This window comes from Brooklawnia sp., from assembly GCF_032229645.1.
Classification (GTDB): Bacteria; Actinomycetota; Actinomycetes; order Propionibacteriales; family Propionibacteriaceae; genus Brooklawnia.
The window spans coordinates 1-17,951 of record NZ_JAVTWX010000020.1 but is presented as its reverse complement, the minus strand read 5'-3'; the positions used below and the strand labels follow the sequence as shown (position 1 = coordinate 17,951).

The 17,951-nt window shown below is 66.2% G+C and carries 6 protein-coding genes; 3 read left to right on the top strand and 3 right to left on the bottom strand.

Annotated features, from left to right (window positions below; all coding sequences use genetic code 11):
- Positions 1-765 precede the first annotated feature (765 nt).
- Together AAFP05_RS01275 and AAFP05_RS01270 are read right to left on the bottom strand one after the other, a co-directional pair.
- The gene (locus AAFP05_RS01275; RefSeq protein ID WP_341728039.1) at positions 766-6,642 is read right to left on the bottom strand and encodes a DUF6531 domain-containing protein; all 5,877 of its coding nucleotides are present in this window, start codon (positions 6,640-6,642) and stop codon (positions 766-768) included.
- Between the two features lie 92 nt (positions 6,643-6,734).
- Positions 6,735-7,016 (bottom strand): pyrophosphorylase, encoded by a 282-nt coding sequence (locus tag AAFP05_RS01270; RefSeq protein WP_341728038.1) that lies wholly within the window; start codon positions 7,014-7,016, stop codon positions 6,735-6,737.
- A 201-nt stretch (positions 7,017-7,217) separates the two neighbouring features.
- Here AAFP05_RS01270 and AAFP05_RS01265 point away from each other — a divergent pair, with 201 nt between their 5' ends.
- Genes AAFP05_RS01265 through AAFP05_RS01255 form a run of 3 tightly spaced genes read left to right on the top strand, consistent with a single transcriptional unit; the run spans position 7,218 to position 15,739 of the window.
- Positions 7,218-9,917, top strand: coding sequence for a hypothetical protein (locus AAFP05_RS01265; RefSeq protein ID WP_341728037.1), 2,700 nt, complete (start codon positions 7,218-7,220; stop codon positions 9,915-9,917).
- On the top strand, positions 9,914-11,371 hold the full coding sequence (locus tag AAFP05_RS01260) for a hypothetical protein (RefSeq protein ID WP_341728036.1): 1,458 nt from the start codon (positions 9,914-9,916) through the stop codon (positions 11,369-11,371). Before AAFP05_RS01265 ends, AAFP05_RS01260 begins: the two co-directional genes overlap by 4 nt.
- A gap of 54 nt (positions 11,372-11,425) precedes the next feature.
- Complete coding sequence (locus tag AAFP05_RS01255) at positions 11,426-15,739, top strand: FtsK/SpoIIIE domain-containing protein (RefSeq protein ID WP_341728035.1); 4,314 nt, start codon at positions 11,426-11,428, stop codon at positions 15,737-15,739.
- 2 nt (positions 15,740-15,741) lie between these two features.
- Here AAFP05_RS01255 and AAFP05_RS01250 read toward each other — a convergent pair whose 3' ends face one another.
- Positions 15,742-17,733, bottom strand: coding sequence for a serine/threonine-protein kinase (locus tag AAFP05_RS01250; RefSeq protein ID WP_341728034.1), 1,992 nt, complete (start codon positions 17,731-17,733; stop codon positions 15,742-15,744).
- Between the last annotated feature and the right edge of the window lie 218 nt (positions 17,734-17,951).

Here is a 17,951-nt window from a genome sequence, read left to right as displayed (position 1 = left end):
CGGTGACCGGGCTCAGTCCGAGCGGATCCGACTGGTTCACCGGATCATTCCCGGCAAAACTATACGGATTGGCCGCCCAACCGGCCGCGGTCACCGGGCCCAAACGAGCAGCGCTCAAACCGGGCCACGCCACCCGGATGCATCTCCAAACGGGCCCCGTCAAACGAGCACCTCACGTACGTCGACGGCGCCACACCTGCGCCCATCGAGAACGTCCTCACACGCATGCGATCAAACCGACAATCGTCAAAACGCGACTTAGTTGCAGAAAACCGATCCAGAGTCAAGCCCGAAAAGTCCTGACCCACAACAGTCTCGTCGCGAAAGGAGAGTCTCGACTGCCCGGTTGTCCCACTATTCCTGACGGCGTCACTTCCAATCACTGCTTCTCCTTAGCCCAAGGCTAACGCGGAGTCTCCTATTGGTAGTCTTCAAACTCCCACTGCCCGATACGTGCAAGTTTCTCGGCAAGCGACGACCAATCTTTCGCCTCTAGCGACTGAACCTGTTTTGCCAGGAATCTTACGGATTCGGGAATATCCAACTGGTTAACAATCAAGTAGTGTCTCCCAATCAAAGGCCCTTTCTCTTGGACTAGTCGTTCTACCCATCGCGGTGTGCAGACAAGGACGTCGAATGACTCTTCGCCGGGCCCATCCGCAGGACCGACCATTAGTTGGAGCAGAACCCCATCATTTTCTGGGTGGTCTGACTGGTATGTCTCGGGATCGACGTCCGGACTAAGGACGTATCGTATGGCTGCTCTCATGGTAGATCCAGAATATCGAGATGTCCGTTGCCTTGCCATTGGCCTTGCGGCACCCACCGCTGCTCGAAGTTTGACTGGTAGATGCCTAGTATTGGCTTATAGCTCGGTGGTCGCCACTGATGGAGTCCGTCAGCGCTTACAAGCGTCTTTCCATCGCTGGCGGCATGGTATCCGTCGCCCACCCAGGCCAGACCTGCCTGCTGGGCCTGGGAATTGGTGCCCGAGCCGAGACCAAAATTGCCCTTTCCTTGGGAGGAGTCCCTTAAAATCCCACTCAAAACAGGCCAATCGTCATCGCCAGGCATGTCAGTCTCGCACGCGCCGTTATTGTGCACCAAGACTGCCGTCCCAGCACTCGTTCGTACGTGGTAGTTGTGTAGTCCTTCGACGGCGATGTTGTAGACGGTCTCGGTTTTGCCGGTTGCTTGGATGGTGAGGACTTTGACGAGTTTGCCTTCTGGTGTGCGCAGGCGGTCGCCTTCTTGCAGTTCGCCAACGGTGAGCCAGCCTTTGTCTTCGACGTAGAACGGGTGGGTGATGGTGGAGGTGATCTCGCCCTCGGTGGTCGTGACCCGAACCGTTGCGACGTTGTCGTGGACGAAGGTGTCTGTCACCTTGCGGGGCTCGGCCTGCCCGGTCTCCGGATTGAAGGCCGTGACCTCGTCACCCACGACAACCTGGTCGATGGGTTTGGTCGTTCCGTCGGCCATCAGCACGTCGGTGTCGGCGGTGAAGCAGCCGTAGCGTGCGACGTCGCTCACGCTCGCCAGGGCGCCGGAGCCGCCGCCCAGCAGCGAGCCGGATAGTGCGCCTTCGCCGACAGCGTTGGTGAGTCCTTGCATGGTGATGGGCTGGCCCGAGGTCAGGTACTGGATACCTCCGGACGCACCGCCATCGATGCCGCCCTCGATCGCCCCGGACAAGATGTTCTTGCCCAGGCACGAGGTCAGGCCGCTGGTCATCTTCACGGCTGCTTGCCCGGCGCCGCCGCCGATCAGGCCGGTCGCCCCGCCAATCGCGGCATCGATACCGACTTTGCCCCAGTCGACGCTGCCGTTGGTCGATTTCTGCGACCAGATCGAACCACCGGCCCCGGTCAGGGCGCCGGCGATCATCGCGGCCCCGATAGGTCCGCCGACACCGGTGGCCATCACGGCGAGTCCACCGACGACCAGTGCACCGGCGGCGATGTATTCCCAATTGTCTTGAACCCAGTTCCCGGCAGCGGCGATGCCGTTGCCGATCGTCCCGTGATTGCTGTCCCGGTAAGCGGCCAGTTCGGCATCGGTGACCGGGCTCAGTCCGAGCGGATCCGACTGGTTCACCGGATCATTCCCGGCGAAACTGTACGGATTGGCCGCCCAGCCGGCGGCAGTGACCGGACGCAGCGGATCGGTCGACAAGAAGCCGCGCGTCCCGGGATCGTAAACTCGCGCCTGCAGCCAATCCAGGCCGTCGATCTGCATGCCGCCGGTCGGGGAGATCTGCATTCCGGCCAGGCCGCGCAAATCCTGCCGGCCCTCCGGCAGCCACGGCGCCGCCCCGCCGCTCGCGCCCGGCAACGACCACAGCGCCTCCGCGTCCGCCCGCTTGGCGCCCGAGGCTCCCGCACCTGTCAAAGCGGTAGCGATACCGGCATTGACCACGTCGGTGAGCCCGATCTGGGTCACCACCGGCAGCTCGGACGCGCTATCCCACCAGACGTTCGTATCGTCCACGCTGCTCAGCTCACCGAGCGCATCGACCCGCAGCTTCCGCGAGCTCGCGACCCTGCGGTCGCCCTGACGTCTGACGTCGGTGATCTGGCACAGATAGCCCATCGGATCCCAGGCGAACAACTGCTCGCCATCGGGCCCGCTACGCCGGGTGCGGCGTCCCTGATCGTCATAGTCAAAGCTGATCGTGGCCTGTGGCGAGCGCGATTCCAGCAGCTGACCCGCCTGGTCGTAGCGATACTGAACGGCCAGCCCATTCGCGGATTCGCCGACTAGGCGCCCATTGGCGTCCCAGATGAATTCGCCGGCGGCGCCCTCGCTGGTTCGTGTGCTGATCAGCTGCCCGGCCTGGTCGTAGTCATAAGAGCTGCGCAGCCCGTCCACCGTCTCGCTGACGATCCGGCCATCGGCGTCGCGGACGATCGAGGTCTCCGAAATGAAGCCGCGCCTATTCGTGCGCCGGCCGGCCAGATAGCCGTCCTGGTAGCTCCACTGCGTGCGCAGCCCATCGGCTTCCAGACTCGTGACGCGCCCCAGGCCATCGCGGCCCAGTGCTACCCGACCCAGCCCCGGATGCTGGACGGTGGCGAGCCGGTTGTTGGCGTCATAGCCGTAGGTCGTGGTGGCGCCGTCGGGGCGAGTCATCGACGTGCGACGCCCGCCCTGGTCGTAGCCGTAGCGCATGCCTTCGCCGTTGCGCAGCCGGTGCAGCAGATTGCCGCGCGCATCCCAGGCGAGATCGTGGACGATGTCGTCCTCGACGATTCGCATCGTGCGCCCGGCGAAGTCACGCTCGATAGCCGAGCGCACTTTGCCTGCGGCCATCGTCTGCGACAGCCGACCCGAACCGTCATAGCTCCAGCAAACCTGGCCCCCATCAGGGGCAGTGCGGGCGGTGCGCCTGCCCGCCGCGTCATAAGAGTATGTAGTGGTTCTGCCGAGCGGATCGGTCCGGGCGACCATCCGGTTCATGCCGTCGTATTCGGCAGTGGTGCGCCCACCCATCGGGTCGATGGCGGCGATCTGGCGTCCGAGGTCGTCGTATTCGAAGCGGGTCACCCCGCCCAGCGCGTTGACCGCCTCGATCAGCTGCCCGGCCGCATCGTAGACGAAGCTGCGTCTGCCGTACCAGGGATCTTGGGCGCCGACGATGCGTCCGCACTTGTCATAGCGGAATCGGGTGATTCCGCGCCCGGGTTGGACGCGTTCGATCACTCGTCCGCAGGCGTCGAAGGCGGTGCTCACCTGCTCGCCGGTGGGCCAGCTCTCGGACGCTACCCGGCCGTCGGGGTCATAGTGCAGCTCGTAGCGGTCGCCGCCGGTCGAGGTGGTCGCGACCCAGCGGCCGCAGGCGTCGTACTCGTAGCCGAAGACCCCGCCCATCGGCTGGGTGACCGAGACGACCCGGCCCGCCTGGTCCCGCCGATAGGAGGTGACCGCACCCTGTTGGTCGACGGTCTCGACCAGCCGTCCGCATAGGTCGTAGCGGTGCAGGCTCGGACGACCATCCGGTCCGGTGACCGAGATGACCCGGCCCAGCCGGTCGTAGCGGGCCGAAACCGAATCCCCGCCGTCGGTCAGCCGGGTCGCCAGACCCAACGGGCTGTCGTGCTGAATATGGCGCCGCACGCCGGTCGGGTCGGTGGTGCCACTCACCTGGCCGCCGGGGCCATACGACCACTGCCATTCGCCGCCCGCCGAGTCGACGGCCTTGCGCAGCCTGGACGAGGCGTCGTAGCCGAATTCCCAGGCCACGCCGTCGGGCAGCTCCACCGATGAGAGGTTGCCCAGATCATCGTAGGCAGTGGTGACGCTACGGCCCAGCGGATCGCTCACCCGCTGCCGCAGGCCGCCAGACCCGTATTGCGTTTCGGTGCGCCCACCCAGCGGGTCGACCACCGCAGAGATCTTGCCGCCGGCCGTGTGCTCGTAGGCCCAGGTGGCCCCATCGGGATCGATGCGTGCGGCGAGCAGCCCGGCGGCGTCATAGCGGTAAGAAGTGCGGAAACCCAGCGGAGTGATGGCCGCAACGACACGGCCCGACTCGTCGCGCTCCAGACGCGCGGTGTTGCCGTGGGCGTCGGTGCTGGAGATCAGATCGCCGTGCTCGTCGTGCCCGAAACGCAACCGCACCCCGGTCGGATCGACGATCTCGGTGAGCAGCCCCCGCTCCCAATACATCCGGGTCACCCCACCCACCGGGTCGGTGGCCATACTCGGATGACGGGAATCGCCGTCATAGCTGAGGATCGAGCGGGCCTGCTGCCCGTCATCGCCGGTGACGCAGGTTTCGATGACCCGGCCCGCCTGGTCATAACACCATTCCAGCCGGGCCCCGGACGCCAAAGCCTGCCTTCGCTTGCGCCCGTGCTCGTCGTACTCGGTGACCGTGACGCTGCCATCGCGCTCGGTCGCCATCACCAGGTTGCCCCAGCGGTCGTAGCTCATCGACTGGCGACGTCCATCGGCGTCGATCACCCCGACCAGGCGGCCGCGCCGATCGGTGATCCAGGTGTTCGCGCGCTCGCCGTCGGCGTCCGAGACGACAGTCACGCCGCCCGGAAGATAGGCGAACCGGGAGACCCGGCCGAAAGCAGAGACCTGCTCGGCGACCCGGCCGGTCTCGTCATAGCGGTTCTCGGCCTCGACCACACCGTCGGCGTCGATCACGGCCTCGATCAGGCCGGCATCGTTCCAGCGGTAGGAACGCTCGTATCCGGGCCCGGACGCACGCAGCAACCGTGCGTGTTGGTCATACTCATAGTCGATGCGGCGGCCATCAGACGCCTCGACGGTCACCACCCGGACGCCGTCCCAGACCAGATCGATCCAGCGTCCGAACTCGTGGGTCAGGCGCACCAGACGGCCCGAATCGTCGTAGCCGAAATCGATCCCGGAGCCCTCGCCGTTGCCGGCCGCCAGCAGCCGGCCCGAACCGGAGAACTCCCACACCAGACTGCCTGCGTCCCGCAGCACGAACCCGGTACCCGATTCGGAGGGTTCCAGCCACAGATTCTCCGAACGCGCCCGACCCCAACCCGAACCAGCCCGGGGAAACACCACCACCCGGCCATCAGGCAAAGTAAGCCGGGCAGACTCGTCCCCGCAAACCAACCCACAATCAGTCCACGACGACCAACCCGCACCGAAGGCCCCCGCCGCCGGGTTCAGCGAGCTGAAGGAGCGGGCGAACTGCAACCCTGCGCAGGCTCCGGCGAAGGACAGATCTACCTCGTTCTCGATGAAATTGCCCGTCGCGATATTCACCGGATCGTCTGCATACCCGGTAGTGGGCGGCGAACCGTAGGCGGTCGGCGGATCGATCTGAATATCGCTGCGCCCCTCGGTAGCCCCCTGCGCGCTCAACGCAGCCGCGATGGCGCTGTCGGGCAGCGAGCAGATGTCACCCGCCGACCCGGCGTTGGCAAACGCAGCGCCCACCGCCAACGCCCAGCTCGCGTCCTGGCCGTTGGCCGTGAGCCACTGCCGAAAGCCCGAGATCACGCTGGACGCATCCAGGTGCGCCCACTTGCACATCGAGGCGAACTGCGAACAATGATCCTCGAGGGTGCCTGGCGTGGACTTCAACAAGTCGTCGGCGCCCTTCGTGTTCGTAGCGAAGGCGGAGAGCTTCTCCGGATGCGCCGAGGAGGTACCTCCTCCGCTGCTGCCCCCGCCGCCCTCCGGGGTATCGCGGGTACGAGTCTCGGGCCGTTCCGCCGATTTCGACGGGCCGTTGTCCTTCAACTCCGGAACCGGGGGCTGCTCAGAGCCCCACCAGCCATCCCACCACTTCTCGATACCACTACGATCGGCCATCCGCTGAGCCCACTCGCGGGCCTGACGTCGCCGCTCGTTCTCCTCGCGCGCTTCGGTTTCGAGCTCACCGACCTTGGTGTCGACGTCCCGCAGTTTCTCGACGATCTCATCGAGATCCCCGAGTTGAACCACGCCGTTGTTCCGGAAGACCGTCGAGTAGTGGCCCGCGAATTCGATCAGCGCATTGCTGCGGTAAGCCGACCTCGATGCCTGTTGGCCGGACAATTTCGAGGCTGCCGTTGAGAACGCAGACCGCAGCGCAGCTGACACACCGAAGTCGAACTCGACGTCCGGCATCCCTTTCAACTGCTCAATATTGCCGATGGTGACTGCGACCACACTGCGCCTTCCTCAACTACTGGGGGGTCGGTCTCCCACGGACGCAGACCCGCCGGCGCGTCCGTGACCAAACCCGGTGCCACCGGCCAGGATCAGGCGCCACCACCCGCAGTGAAAATATCCTGCGAAATCTTGTCCAACTGAGTCCGCAACTCCTCCAACTCCTGCTTCGCCTTATCCAACGCAGCCTTCGTCTCCGGCCACGTCGAACCGCGGAACGTCGACGCCAACGGACCATCCCAGACATTCGGATTCGACAAGGTCTGCCCCTGCGCATCCAGCTGCGTGATCTGCTCAGTGAACCCACCATTCACAATGCTCTGAATCTGCCGGATAGCCTGCTTAGCTTCCTCAGTAGAAAGAACACGACTCATAACGATCAACCCCCAAATGGACAAAACGGACCGATGTGCCTCGTCGGAGTACCCGACACGCCGAAGGATTCGAGAACCTGCACCGGATGCTGGGGCGAGTGGGGGTGTTCCGGGAAGCGTCCGAGGTATCAGCCCTCGAACCCCTACGACTATAGTGACATCCCGGTGCGAGTACACCTTCGGGCCCAAGGAGACACCCCCATGAAAGCTGCTCATCCGAGCAAGAAAGTGCTGCGCAGGTCGGTCGTGGCCGCGGGTACGGCACTCGTGGTCGCCGTGGCGACCCTGGCCTCGGGCTGTAGCCCGCAGGTCGATAACCCGTCGCGCGTGCTGCAGTCGGTGAACGTCGATCTGGCCCCAGATGGCGCGATCACTACGGTGAATGGTGCCGCGATCTTTCTCGATGAGACCACCAGAACCTCACAGAGCACCGAAACGAACTTCAAGCCGGCCGACGTGGTGGACGACCTGCCGGTGCGGGTCAGTACCCACTACCGGACCGACACAGCCAGTGGCCCCGATCTGAACGACCTTTCCGGTTTCAGCGGCCGCGTCGAGATCGACATCACCGTCGAGAACCTCACGGTCGCGGCCAAGGAGCTTTCCTATGATGCGGCCGGACAATCCCGCACCGCTGCAGCGCTGGTCGGGACCCCGCTGAGCATCGCCGCCAGCACCGAACTGTCCGGTACTCAAGCCAGTCAGCTCGCCTTCGACAACGCTGCCAGCGGGCAGTCCGGCACCAACGGCATCGTGAGCTCCGCGACCGACGGTGATGCCATCGTCCAGTGGGCGGCACTGCTGGCCCCGCCCCAGTCCAGCGCGACAACGGTCTTCCGGATGGTCGCCGACGTCGATGACTTCTCCGTCCCGGTCATCGATATCGCCGTTCAGGCAGGACTGAACACCGATCTGTCCTTCGACGGGGTGGTGAACGCTGCCTTCGACACCGGCCCCACCTCCGAACTCGCCCTGCAACAGCGCACCATCGAGTTGGTCGCCGAGGTCAACGGAGTGCTCGCTCGGGCAGGAGCCACCATCACCGAGGTCCGGAAGAACCTTGATGAGACCTCCAAGACGCTCGGCGTGAGCACTGCTCAAGAACTTCAGAGCAGCAGCGAGTCGCTGACGGCGTCGATGAAGGGCCTGAGCGGTGAGATCGACAACCTGCGCAATGACCTTGATTCGACTACCACCGGGACGAATGCGCTGGTCAATCAGCAATTCTCGGAGATCGTCGATTCCATGAAGGTCATGCTCGGCGACACTTCGGCGACGCTGCCCTCCGACCTCGACCTCGTTGAGGGCGCCGGCTGCGCTGCTCAGGTCTCGGTGCCGGAGGCCGGCGATTCCCTCTTCGCGGCGTTCTTGCAGCTCTCCGCCCAGTTGAATGGTTACGCCGAGGCGTCGTCCGGTTGCCGCGATGAGATCGTCCAGCAACTCACCGCGAGCATCGGCCCGGCCGAACCTACTCCGCAGACCTGCGCGGACGACTCGTCCATGACCTGTGCGCTGCTCGGTGCGCAGACCAGCGTGCTTGGTTCCCTCGACGACCTGGTCGCCTCCGGACAGGCCATCGTCGGCAAACTCGACGGCAGTTACGTGAAGGACGCGATCAGCCAGTACGACGGACTCGCGGGCAACCTCGCTCAGATCAAGACCCAGATCGGCTCGCTCGGGGTGCCCGCGGGCGAAGCACCACTCGACGAGCAGCTGACCGACCTCAAGAACTCGCTCGCCGACGCGAGCGAGTCCCTTTCCTCGATCAAGAAGATGAACGCCACCGCCAAGGCGGCCAAGGCCGATCTGGTCACGGGGTCCTCGTCCGTCCAGGCCCAATACGACAAGCTTGTCAAGCAGATCTGCTCGCTGGCGAAAACCGGAACCGCGACGACCGGGGTCGATCCGAAGCGCATTGAGGAGATCCGAGCGCTCATCACCGACACCCCCTGCAATGGGTCGAAGCCGGTCACCACATCGCCCACTGCGCTGCAGAATCGTCTCACCGAGCAGCAGAACGACTGGCAGCAGATCATCGATGCCACCGATCCCGGTCAGCCCGGCTCGGTGCTGGCCGAGGTGGACGCGCTTCTGCAGTCCGTCGGCACCGCGCTGGACCCGGTGATCGACGGCACCGGTCAGGTGGACGCCACCGCAGCGGATCTGGCGGCGCTGGTTGCGGCTGCGGATGGGCAGGCGTCGGAACTCGACACGCTGCTGGACAAGATCAACGAGCAGCAGCAGAGCCTCGCCGCCTCGGTGACGCAGTCTTTCGCGGACGCCGCGGACGCGGCAAAGTCGGAGATCCAGAAGAGCACCGACGAACAGATCCGGATTGTGTCCGCCCAAGCAGAGGAGGGCCGCGAGTCGCTGATCGAGTCATACAACCGTACGATCGCCGGGCTGACCGCAACCTCCGAAGACGTGGTCGCGCAATCCAAGAGCCAGATCGATGCCCAGAACGAGCAACTCGCCGATGAGCAGGAGGCGGTCACAGCCGCCCTCGATGAGCAAACGGCGCAGACCCTCGAACTGATCGCCCAAGGCACCGACGGCTCCACTCGCGACATCGAGGCCGCCAATGCGCTGCTGACCGACAGCCTCAACAAGGTGATCCTCGACCTCGGCGATCCGCAGGTGCACGGCTCGGGACTGCTGGGATCGATGGCAGCCAGCGCAGCCAAGGCCGACACAGCCGACTATCAGCTCGCCCTCGCGTCGCAGAGCGCCGCCGGGTACGCGAATATCCGCGCGGAGGATGTCTCCGGCATTCTGCTGCGGCAGGCCCAGTTCCAGGAGGCCCTCGAACGGGCCCAGAGCTTCCCGACCTTCAACCTCGAGTTGCCTTCGGGTGCCAGCTGGCAGACCGTCTACGCCTTCCACGTCGGCGGCAAGAAGTGACGTCCGACAACAACGAGACCGCGCCCGCCGATCCACACGATCCGGTAGACGAACCCGACCCCGACGACCACGACCCTCAGGCAGACTCGGATCCTCGGGTGGCTCACGGTGCCCGGTATCCGAAACGGCGGACCATCATCTGGATCGCCGTGGTCGCGCTGATCATGGCCTTGATCGCCGGCATCGCCGTGCGCCAGTATCTGCGCACCCCGCCCGATCCGGTGCCCGCAACTGTGCCGGTCGCGATCTCTGGGCTGAGCCTGCCGAAGGACGCGAAGCTGGGCATCGTCGTCACCCTCGGGGATGGCGCTCCGTCCGGAAGCGAATGGAATCAGGCAGCGCAAGGGGCGAGAGTCGCGCAGCAACGGTTGTCGATGGGCGGTGCCCATCTTGAGCTGATCGTCGAGAACGATCACGGCACCTCGGACGGGGCCCGCGATGCGATCAGCAGGCTGGCAGGCCAGGGCGTGGCGGGAATCATCCTGGCCACCGACGGCCCGCAGCTCGCCGATGCGCTGACGAGCGCCCAGGATGCGGGCGTCCCGGTGCTGCTTCCCTATTCTTCGCTATCGGCAGACGCAGCCAGCGTCGACGGGGTCTGGTCGCTCGTCCCCGATACCCAAGGCACCGCGGCTGCCTATGCTGCGCTCCTTCAGACGTCCAGCCATCCGCTTCTCATCGACGCGGGTCCGGGACTGCCCGAGATCACCGGTCTGGCCGACGCCGTGCCCGTCAGCGATGGCGCGGACCTGAGCGCGCTGGCCGCCGATGTCGCACACCGGACGAATGCCGACGCCTCTGCGGGGGGTGCCTACTCCGGGGACCCGGACAAGGAGCAGTCCGCGCCTGTCGAGGACCCCAATGATCTCCTGGTCATCAGTGGTCGTCCGGTCACCCAGGCGATGATCGTCCGAGCTCTGCAGGCCAAGGAGATCTCCGTTCCCATCGTGCTGGCTCCCGGCGCCACGAGCCCTGCATTCGCCACCAGGCTGAGCGAACAAGGCGGCAGTGCGTCCACGAATCTGGTCACCGTCGGGGCGCCGTGGAGCGACTCGGTCGCTTTGTCCAACGATCCGCACGGACGAGCCATGTCCGCTTTCCTGGCAGGCGTGAGATTGAGCGCAGAGAACAGGGAGATCCTCGATCTCACCGAGGAAACACCATTCGCCGATGTCGCAGCCGCCGCAGACGTCCGCAGCCACGACGCGGTGATCGCGCTGGCGCGGGCGGTCAGCGAGGCCGGCAGCACCAAGCCCTCCGAGGTCAGCAAGAGGCTCGCCCGGCTGAGGCTGAACCCCGCGGACGGCATCGGCGGCCCAGATCTCGATTTCTCCCACGCCCAGGCCTTTGCGGGCGAGGCGACGACCCTGCACGCATCGGATCAGTGGCTGGGACTTCGTCCCGGTACCGGCAGCGGTCAGCTTGTCTGGTTCGCCGCGCCCGGCGCTGCATGATGGGATGAGCACAGCGAAGCTCCCGTAACCCGTTCCGCGTCAGGAGGCGTGCCCGTGCGGATTCTGATCGATCTCGATGATCGCCATCAGGTCGTCGATCTCGAGGCCTGGCAGCCGACTGCCACCCTCGCGGCCCTGATCGCGGGCGTGGGAGGATCGTCCGCGGCAGCGCAGCACGTCTGTCTGGACGGCCGGTCTGTACCCATAGACATGAAGCTGCAGGACGCGGTGCTGCTCGAAGGATCCGTGATCTCGCTGCAGCCCGGGCCTGCCCTGCAGCGGATCACCGGGTGGAACGTCTCGATCTCGGGAGGACTCGGGTCGGGGGCGCTCGTGCCTGTTCCCCACAATCGCAAACTCATCATCGGACGCTCCCCGAAAGCCGACCTCGTCCTGGATTCCGAGAGCGCGTCGTGGCACCATTGCACTCTCGAATTCGATTCCGACGAGCTATGGCTCCGCGACGCCGAATCGACAAACGGCACCATCGTGGATGGCGTGCCGATACCCGCCGAAGGCTTGCACGTCACCGGACCGACCACCGTGCTGGCGGGCGGCGCGGTGCTGAGCATCAGGCCCGATCTTCGTGAATCCGCAGCCCCGCGGCCCGGATCGTTGCACAATCTCACCCCGGCGGCGACGGCACCGTTCAATAGGCCTCCCCGCTCCGGCGACCCGGCCCCGCCGGAGCCGCTGGCTCCGCCGCAGCAGAAGGATATTCCGCCGGCCTCGAAATTCAGCGTGGTGACCGTGGTCGCCCCGCTGATCATGGCCGGTGTGATGGTGGCCGCGATGGGCAGCCTCCGCTACGCACTGTTCGCGCTGCTCAGCCCGGTGATGGCTGTCGGCATGTGGTTCGAGCAGAAACGCCGACGAGCCAAGAATGTCGAGGAGGAGGACAAGCGCTTCACCGAGGCCCTCGACGAGTTCCGCGGCGAGATCACCGAGATGGCCAGTCTTGAGCGGGAACGCAGGCAGCAACTCATCCCTGATCCTGCGCTCGTGCTGCGCCGAGCGGTGCTGCCATCCACGTTGCTGTGGCAGCGCCGGGCCGACGCGGCGGATTTCGGTTGCCTGAACGCGGGCACCGCCGACATCGAGTGGCATCCTGAGATCGACTCTCGTGGCATCTCCAAGCTGGACGACAAGGTGAAACAGATCGTCGATGAGACCCGGTTGCCCGCCGCCCCGGTCCTGGTGGATCTCACCGATGCCGGTGTCGTCGGTATCGTCGGCGACCGGACGGGAGCGCTCGCGCTGGCCCGCAGCCTGCTGATCCAAAGCGCCGTGCATTGCGGTCCCGCCGATCTCACGGTGGGTGTCTTCTGCGACGGCGGCCGCGAGAGCGATTGGGAATGGGCATCGTGGCTGCCGCACACCAGGCAAGCGGGCGACTCCTCGCACGGCCGCTGGATGTCGAACCAGCGGGATGAGAGCTCAGCCATGCTGCGGAGCCTGCGGGAGGCGATCGACACGCTGCCAACGGCAGCCCTGCTGGTCGTCCTCGACTCGGAGGTGCTCACCGAAGGACGGGAGTCGCCGGCCCGTGAGATCCTCGGGCATGGCCGCTCGGCCAAGGAGCCGTCGCTGCGCCCAGGTCAGCCCATCCGGCGGGTCAGCGGCATCGTCATCGCCAGAACCGCCGACCAGCTGCCGGCTGCCTGCACCACGGTGATCGACGTGGCGGCCGATGCCGCGGCCAGTGTCGCGCATCCCGGCGATCTGACCACCGTCACCGATGTCACGCTGGCGGGCATCGGCCTGCAGCAAGCCGAGACCTGCGCCCGGCAGCTGGCTCATTTCGACGATCCGGAGCTGGTGGTGCCGGGCGCCGCGCTGCCGTCGCTGGTGCGGCTGCCCGAACTGCTGGCTCCCGGCGGACTGGATGTCGATGCGATCATCGAGGGCTGGCAGGCACCCACCGGCATCTCGACCCCGATCGGGCTGAGCGAATCCGGGCCGCTGATGCTCGACCTGGTGCGCGACGGCCCACACGGCCTGGTGGGCGGGACGACCGGCTCGGGCAAGAGCGAATTCCTGCGATCATTCGTGGCCGGACTCGCCGCCCGCAGCGACCCGACGGTGCTGAACTTCATCCTGATCGACTTCAAGGGCGGCGCAGCATTCAAGACCTGCGAGCGGCTACCGCACACCATCGGCACCATCTCGAACCTCGACGAGCAGCTGGCCGACCGGGCGCTACGGGCCTTGGAGGCTGAGATGCAGCGCCGGCAGCGGCTCTTCTCCGAGGCAGGCGAGGATGTCGACAATCTGCCCGCGTATCTGGCGACCAATCCGGCCGAGCCGTTGCCGCGGCTGCTGCTGGTCATCGATGAGTTCGCGATGCTCGCCAAGGACTTCCCCGATGTGCTCGCCTCCCTGGTCAGTGTTGCTGCGGTGGGTCGCACGCTCGGGGTGCATATGGTGCTGGCGACCCAGCGTCCCGCCGGTGTGGTCAACGACGACATTCTCGCGAATACGAATCTCAGGGTGGCGCTGCGGGTGCAGAGCCGCGAGGATTCGACGAATGTCATCGGTGTGCCGTCGGCTTCGGCCATCGGACGCACCCAGACCGGGCGTGCCTACGTCAAACTCGGGCAAGACGAGATCACTCCCGTGCAGACCGCGCTGGTCACCGGGCAGGCTCAGCAGGCCGCGCAGCAGCTGGTGGAGATCCGCGATGTCGGACGCTTCGGTGTGCCGATCGTCCGGCGCACGCCTCGGCCGGCCAACAGCGACGATAACGATCTCGATCTGCTCATCGATGCGATCGTCGCAGCCAACCATCGACTCGGCATCGAGACGCCCAGGCAGGTCTGGCCGGAGGCGTTGGGCGAGAAGGTGCGACTTGACGGCTACGCCGCCGAAGCGTCCGAAGCCTCGTCCGAACCGACACCCAACGCGCGTCCGCAACCGATGGTCGGTGGTTTGCGTCGAAGCACGGTGGCCATTGCGCTGGCCGATGAGCCGGATCTGCAACGGCAATCGGCGACCGGCTGGGACATGGCCGAGGGCAACCTGCTGCTGATGGGGCTTCCGGGCAGCGGCACCACCACGACGCTGAGCAGTATCGCCCTCGCGCTGGCCCAATCGTTGTCTCCCGGTGAGCTGGATATCGTCTGCCTCGACGTAGGGTCGCGCGATCTGGCCCCGTTGGCGGAGCTTCCGCATACTGTCGCCTACGTCGGAGCCGGCGCGGGTGCCAAGGAGCGGCAGGCCCGCTTCCTGCGCTTCCTGCGTGCCGAGTTGGATCGCCGCCGGGAAAGCGATCTCAGGCATCGGCCGATGGTCGTGCTGATCGACGGGCTCGCGGGCCTGCGCGATGAGTTTCAGGACTATGACGGTCAGCAACTTCTCGAGTGTCTCTACCGCGCCTATGCCGATGGCCCCGGCGCCGGGATGTTCTTCGCGGTGTCCACCACCCGCGCCCGGGCCGTGCCATCGGCGATGGATGAGGTCACCACCCAGAAGTGGGTCTTCAGGCTCGCCGACAGCTATGACTACTCGACGTTGGGGATCCGGGGGAAGACCGTTCCGGCCGCGGTCCCGGGCAGGTGCGTGAGCACCACCAAGCTGCTGCAGATGCACATTGCCACGCCTGGCCGAGGACTGCAGGATGCGGTGCGGGAGGCTGCTGCCCGCTTGCAGGATCTGCCCGGCAAGCCCGAGGTCATCGGCGTGCTACCCGACGATGTCCCGAGCGCCGAACTGGCGCCGCTGACCGATCTGAGTGGCGAACCCTGGCTGATTCCGGTGGGGCGGCGCGAGGACAGTCTGCAACCGGCCTGCCTGGAACTCTACGAGGGCGAGCATCTGCTGATCGCCGGACCGGCCCGATCCGGGAAGTCGACCCTGCTGCTGGCGATAGCCCAGGTGCTGCGGGCCGGCGGCGGAGCCGTCAGGCCGGCGATCTGGGGAATCTTTGACCGCCGCTCTCCGCTGGCGGAGGCCGATCTGGATCGCGCCGCCGGTTCGCCGGACGAAATCCCTGCGCTGCTGGCCTCCCTCCGGCTGGAAAGCGGGCCGGTCTTCTTGCTCATCGACGATGCCGAACGCATCGATGATGCCGATCAGTCGATCACCTCGCTGCTGAACGCGGGGATACCCGGCCTGTGCGTGATCGCGGCCGGACGATCGGCGGATCTGCGTGCTCTCTACAACCACTGGACGAAGGTCGTCCGCAAATCCCGTTGCGGGGTGCTGCTACAACCCGACATCGATTTTGACGGCGATCTGCTCGGGGTGACGATTCCCCGCCGGGCGCCGGTGGCGATGACTCAGGGACGCGGATATGCCTGCGTCAGCGGAGCCTTGGCGCTCATCCAGTCGATGAGCCCGGTTGCCGACCGCATCCGCAGCGGGGCCTGACGTCAGCGGGTTGTGATGCTGAACGGTGAGCTTTCCAGGCTGGTGAAGTTGCCGACGGTGGCGTGCAGCCGGCATTCGGGGGTCACCGACAGCGCCGTCACCACGAGTCCGTCCGAGGACACCGCCACCGCGCCCGCACAGCTGTCGGAGAAACGGACACCGGTTTCGCCGCCGGCGACGTCGACCAGCATCTGCGAGGGCGCACCCACCGAAGGACTCTGGTAGAGCGGGTTCATCTCGTCCGCGCCGCCCGGCCACACCGGGACGAGCGTGACCGGCAGGGTGGTCTGGCTGACGGTGCGGGCCGGCGTCTTCACATAGATGTCCTGAAGCCGTTGCACCGGATAGGCGGTGCTGCTCGCGCGCGGATCCAGCAGGGTACCGCTGGTCGCCGAGGCGGCCTCGTCCAACCATTGGTCGAACTCGGACGACTCGTGGAACTCGCCGGGGAAGCTGGCGGTGAAGGTGACCTCGCCGTTGGCCGGGATGCTCACCCCGGTGAGTTTCCAGCCGCAACTGGCCTCCAGCCCGGTGGTCGAGGCCTGGTGTTTGGTGGCCTCGGCCTGCTTCCAGGTCACCGGCGGGCAGATCTGGGTACCTGGCAACGAGGGGATGACTTCGAGGAATGAGCCGGTGAGCGGGGATTTCTGCGCCTGATAGGTGAAGGTGACCAAGGTGGTCTTGGTGCCGGGGTCATAGCTGGCCTCCCTGGTCACGGACAGTCCCGTTGGGAGGACGGGATCTTGTTGGCGCGCGTCCAGGGCTGCCGTGGCCGAGGTGGTCGTGGCCGCGCCGTGGCGGATCAGCCACCAACCGCCCACGCCGATGCCGGTGAGCAACACGACCCCGATGCACAGCCAGACCACGACTCGCCGGGTGAGCCATGGCAGCCGGGACGCGGGAGCCTCGGCCTGCGGGGCGGGCTCGGGTGCGGGCTCGGGCTGGACTCGCGCGAGCGGGCGCACGATGGTTTGCCCGTCGGTCGGTCCCAGGTCGGGAAGCGGGGCCGGCAGGGTCTGCTCGGATGCCGGGCCGTCGCTGGCCCGCTTCGGTCCGGCGGCACGCAGCATCGTCGGGGGATGGGCGAGGGTTCCATGGGCGACGGTGTCACGGGGGACGACCGGCGAGGTCGGGGGCAGCACACCCAGGTCTGCGAACTGCCTGGCGAACCGCCTGGCGATGAACGCGGCTGCGGCGGCGTCCGGACGATGGGTCGGCTCCTTCGCCAGTAGGGACTCCACGAACGCCCAGAGCTCGTCCGGTAGATCGAGTCGCGGTGGGGCGGAGGTGACGTGGCGGTAGATCGTAGTGAAGTCGTTGCCTTCTCCGGCGAAGGGCGTGCGGCCGGCGAGCAACTCGTAGAGCAGCACGCCCGTTGCGTAGACATCTCCGGCGCGGCTGGCCTCGCCGTTGGCGATCAGCTCCGGAGGCATGTATTGCGGGGTGCCGGCAACTCCGGTGCTCTTGCGATCCCGCTCTTCGAGCACGGTGGCTATCCCGAAGTCGGATACCCGGGCGACCGGGTCCGAGGTGTTCTGTTCGGAGGCGAGCAGCACGTTGTCAGGCTTGATATCGCGGTGGACGACCCCCTGAGCGTGCGCGGCGTCCAGGGCGTCGAAGACCTGCGCCGCGAGCGAGAGCGCCGCTGCGGGCGGCAGCGATTCGCGTGCGATCAGCAGATCGCGCAGCGTCCCGCCGGGAACATAGTCCATGACGATCGCCAGAGTGCTGCCTTCGACGACCATGTCCCGCACGGTCACGATGTTCGGGTGATGCAACGCGAGCAACAGCGAGCGTTCGCGAACGAACCTCTCCACCAATCCCGGGTCGGAAGCGTGTTCGGCTTTCAGGATCTTCGCGGCGAGGATCGAGCCATCGGCCAGCGACTCCACTCGCCACACCTCGCCGACTGCTCCCGAGCCGATCGGATCGCGTAGCCGGTACGAGGCTCCCAGCGCGTCGCCGCTGGCGTTCACCGGGTGGGGGTGAGTCATTGCTTCTCCGTCTCGTGATGGCCCTGCCCGGTCATTCGAGGCGAATGCGGTGAGCGATCACGGTTCCGCAGGCAATTGTATTTGGACGCCGTCGCGCTCGGCCGGGCGCCGGTGTCAGATCGTCGTCCGGCCGAGCCCGCACGGCTCTGTTAGGGCGGAGGGTCCTTAGGTGAGGGAGGCCTGGTAGATCGACTCGATCGATGCGGCCAGCATCGAGT

What these genes read in the sequence shown, in the direction of transcription:
- AAFP05_RS01270 (WP_341728038.1), bottom strand. Translation starts at nt 7,016, where the DNA reads ATGAGTCGTGTTCTTTCTACTGAGGAAGCTAAGCAGGCTATCCGGCAG.
- AAFP05_RS01265 (WP_341728037.1), top strand. Translation starts at nt 7,218, where the DNA reads ATGAAAGCTGCTCATCCGAGCAAGAAAGTGCTGCGCAGGTCGGTCGTG.
- AAFP05_RS01250 (WP_341728034.1), bottom strand. Translation starts at nt 17,733, where the DNA reads ATGACTCACCCCCACCCGGTGAACGCCAGCGGCGACGCGCTGGGAGCC.